The following is a 3,543-nucleotide window of genomic DNA, read 5'->3' on the forward strand; positions in this document are numbered from 1 at the left end:
CACCGCCCGCGCCCACGCCCTGCTGCGCGACGCCCAGGACGCGCCCAGCGCCGCCGCCCTGATCGCCGAACGCTGGCAGCGCGGCGACGACCTGCCCGGCTTCCACCACGCCCTGTACCCCGACGGCGACCCGCGCGCGGCCGAAGTGCTGCGCCTGCTGCGCGAACGCTGTGCCGGCAGCGCGCGCATGCAGCACGTGGAAACGGTGATCGCCGCCGCCCAGGACTGCAGCGGCCAGCGCCCGAACATCGACTGCCTGCTCGCCGCACTCTGCTTCGTCCACGACCTGCCCGCCGCGCACGCCCTAGTGCTGTTCGCCGCCGCCCGCCAGGCCGGCTGGCTGGCCCACGCCCTGGAGCAGCAGGCCCTGGGCAAGCTGATCCGGCCACGCGCCCGCTACACCGGGGCGATGCCGGAGGATGGCGCTGGGCGCGGCTGAAAGGGCGGCGAACGCACCTTGCGTATGCACCAAGATTGGTACACCATGCCGCCATGGAGACCACACTGGACGTGCGCTTCTACCGTGCCGCATCGGGCGTCGAGCCGGTGCGGGTCTGGCTCAGGGAAGCGGTGTCGGCCGATGCCAGGAAAGCGATCGGCGGCGACATCAAGACGGTGCAGTTGGGGTGGCCGCTCGGCATGCCTCTGGTGCGCAAGCTGGACCAGCGCCTGTGGGAAGTGCGCAGCGCGATTCCCGAAGGCATTGCGCGGATTTTTTTCACCACCGTTGGATCGGACATGGTGCTGCTGCACGGCATCGTCAAGAAGTCGGGCAAGACCCCGAGCGCCGATCTCGCCACCGCCAAACGCCGCAGAGACAAGGTGATGCAATGAGCCGCAATCCCCATATCGGGTCCAGCTTTGACAGCTTCCTGACCGAGGAAGGCATCCTCGAAAACACCGCCGCACTCGCCGCCAAGCGCGTGATCGCCTGGCAGGTCGCCGAAGCGATGAAGTCCGCCAAGCTCACCAAGAGCGCACTGGCCCGGCGCATGAACACCAGTCGCTCGCAACTGGACCGCATGCTGGACGCCACCGACACCAGCCTCACCCTGGACACGTTGAGCCGTGCCGCCACCGCGCTGGGCTACCGGATCCAGATCGACTTGGTCGCCGTGCAGTCGGACAGGTCAGTCGGCAAACAGCCAACGGCGAAGGCCAAGACTTCGGCCGGCATCCTGCGCTGACGCAATTTCCACCCTGCGACTCAACGCATGGCCTCGGACATTGGCACCCGCCAATGACATGGTCTTGATCAATTGCCTTGCATCGAGCTCAGGTATGCATCGAACGGTTCCATCCCCATGATCTCCCGCCGGCGATCCAGCGATGCCCTGTCCTGGATCGGATACGGCTCGACCTTTCCGCCATCCTCGCTGACCTGAGAGCCGTAAATCTGCTCTTTCCCCTGGTACATGCGCAGTCGATCGACCATGAGTGCGTAATCATGGCGAGCCATCTCGCCCCGGAGCACCAGCGGCCGCGCCATTCCGAGCGCCTCCCGTATCAGCTCAGGACTGTGGGAGTGCTGCACCAGGATGTAGAACGCCATGACGCCCTTGCGCCCCACCATTTGCGCGTCGGGAAAGCCGTACTTCTTGAGCACATCCGCAACGAACACCGCGTTCTTGGCATCGTCGGCGTCTGCCGCCCTCGCTTCGGCGGAATCCGCCCCCGTCCCTGCCTCGTCCCACGCTTCCCTCAGCTTCTGGTCCCGCGCGTATCGCTCATTTAGAGAGCGCCTCAGATCGGGATGCGTGATGGGTGGCGGCCGCTGGCATAACGCGGCCCCACCGATCACTTGGTCATAGGGCACGCCGACAGAGATCAGGTCACTCGCAGCCCGAAGGCCCACAGCGATGGGAGCAAGCCCCAGGTCATCACGCTCCTCATTCACCGCCATCTCGCTCAAGCCCTCTTGCAGCCGGAGCACGCCGTCCTTCAGTTCGGGGACTGCACCGTAGGACGGCTTCTTTCCGCTGGAGAGCGCCACGCGGTCAGCCAGTTCGGCATAGCCCTCGGCGTCGACATCATCTCCCACACGCTCGTAGAGCGCGTCCATGAGCCTACTCTGGAGTTTCCCATCACCGCGCGACGCGAGCACGATCGCTCCCAAGGCATTGATCCCTTCGCAGCCGACCTGGCCTTCGGACGGAATACCACCATCCAGCACCTTCGCCACTTCGCGCAATTCTTCTGGCCCCAAAGGCCCGACGCTCGCCTTGGCGCGAAAGGCCAGGAGTGCGTCCCGCAGATCCTGCTGAGCGATCCCTGCAGCGTGCCCGGACACCGCCAAGGCGCCGAGCAACACACAACTCCAACCCCTGACCAATCTGCCCATCGCGACGTCACCCCGTGTGCTTGTCAAGGCGCTCATCTCGACAGCTCCAGACGCGACACGCTGCCCGGTCAGCTGCAGTACCGGCAGCAGCCGCAGACAACCTGCAACTCCACTCGGTGAACTCAACAATGGCGCCCGGCCGCAGCGGCCAGGCACCATGAGTCTGCCCCAGATGACCATCATGCTCATCGCGGACTCCACCGCAAGCAGTCACGACCAGAAAGGATGCGGCGACGAACGGGCGTCATCCAGACCCGCGGTACCGCCCAAGAACGGCTACCCCGGAAAAACCGACAGCGTCTCCTCCAAAAGCATTCAGCACATCCATTCGCCAAAGGCACCGCCGAAGGTGTACAAATGTACACCATGACCACCCTGTCCCCGCAGCGCGCCGCCATCCTCGCCTACGTCCATGCCTGCATCGAGCAGGACGGGCGGCCGCCAAGCCTGGCCGAGATCGCCGAACGCTTCGGCTTCGCCTCGCGCAATGCCGCGCGCAAGCACGTGCAGGCGCTGGTCGAGGCCGGGCTGCTGGCGCAGGTGCCGCAGCAGGCGCGCAGCCTGCGCCCGGCGCAGGCCGGCACGCGTAGCGAACTGCTGCAGTTGCCGGTGCTGGGCCGGGTCGCCGCCGGCGTGCCGATCGGCGCCGACATCGGCCTGGACCAGCAGTTGCGCCTGGACCGCGCGGTGTTCGCGCTGCGCCCGGACTACCTGCTGCGGGTGCAGGGCGACTCGATGATCGACGACGGCATCCTCGACGGCGACCTGGTCGGGGTGCGCCGCGCCGCCGATGCGCGCAACGGCCAGATCGTGGTGGCACGGCTGGACGGCGAACTCACCATCAAGCGCTACCGCGCCGATGGCGATGGCATCGCGCTGCTGCCGCGCAATCCTGCCTATGCGCCGATCGCGGTCGCTCCCGGGCAGGACTTCGCCATCGAAGGGCATTACTGCGGCCTGATCCGGCCCGGCTGATGGCCGCCGTCGTCGCCCTCGACCGCCTGCTGGCCGAGCGCCGGGTCTGGCGCGGCCAGCCAACGGCGCTGCCGCCGAGCGCGCAGCCCACCGGGCACGCCGCGCTGGACGCGGTGCTGCCCGCACGCGGCTGGCCGGAGATGGCGCTGACCGAGCTGCTGCACGCCGCCGACGGCATCGGCGAACTGCAGCTGCTGTGGCCAACGCTGGCGCGGCTGTCGCGGGGC

Annotated in this window: 5 protein-coding genes and 1 pseudogene; 5 read left to right on the forward strand and 1 reads right to left on the reverse strand. The window is 67.5% G+C overall.

The window, feature by feature from the left end; all coding sequences use genetic code 11:
• From D180_RS22575 to D180_RS21975, 3 genes are all read left to right on the forward strand, one after another.
• Positions 1-439: citrate/2-methylcitrate synthase (locus D180_RS22575; RefSeq protein ID WP_017914471.1), on the forward strand; the 439-nt coding region annotated here is incomplete at its 5' end.
• A gap of 53 nt (positions 440-492) precedes the next feature.
• Complete coding sequence (locus tag D180_RS21970; protein WP_017914472.1) at positions 493-834, forward strand: type II toxin-antitoxin system RelE/ParE family toxin; 342 nt, start codon at positions 493-495, stop codon at positions 832-834.
• Positions 831-1,187, forward strand: coding sequence for an XRE family transcriptional regulator (locus D180_RS21975; protein ID WP_017914473.1), 357 nt, complete (start codon positions 831-833; stop codon positions 1,185-1,187). The genes D180_RS21970 and D180_RS21975 overlap by 4 nt, the downstream gene beginning before the upstream one ends.
• 68 nt (positions 1,188-1,255) lie before the next feature.
• Here D180_RS21975 and D180_RS21980 read toward each other — a convergent pair whose 3' ends face one another.
• Complete coding sequence (locus tag D180_RS21980) at positions 1,256-2,530, reverse strand: DUF6624 domain-containing protein (protein WP_157835503.1); 1,275 nt, start codon at positions 2,528-2,530, stop codon at positions 1,256-1,258.
• 177 nt (positions 2,531-2,707) lie between these two features.
• Here D180_RS21980 and lexA point away from each other — a divergent pair, with 177 nt between their 5' ends.
• The gene (lexA, locus tag D180_RS21985) at positions 2,708-3,316 is read left to right on the forward strand and encodes a transcriptional repressor LexA (RefSeq protein WP_043091544.1); all 609 of its coding nucleotides are present in this window, start codon (positions 2,708-2,710) and stop codon (positions 3,314-3,316) included.
• Positions 3,316-3,543: pseudogene (locus tag D180_RS21990) on the forward strand (DNA lesion error-prone repair protein ImuA); the annotation flags it as partial. The gene lexA and the pseudogene D180_RS21990, both read left to right, overlap by 1 nt.

The organism is Xanthomonas sp. SHU 166 (assembly GCF_000364685.1).
GTDB classification, from domain to species: Bacteria; Pseudomonadota; Gammaproteobacteria; order Xanthomonadales; family Xanthomonadaceae; genus Xanthomonas_A; species Xanthomonas_A sontii.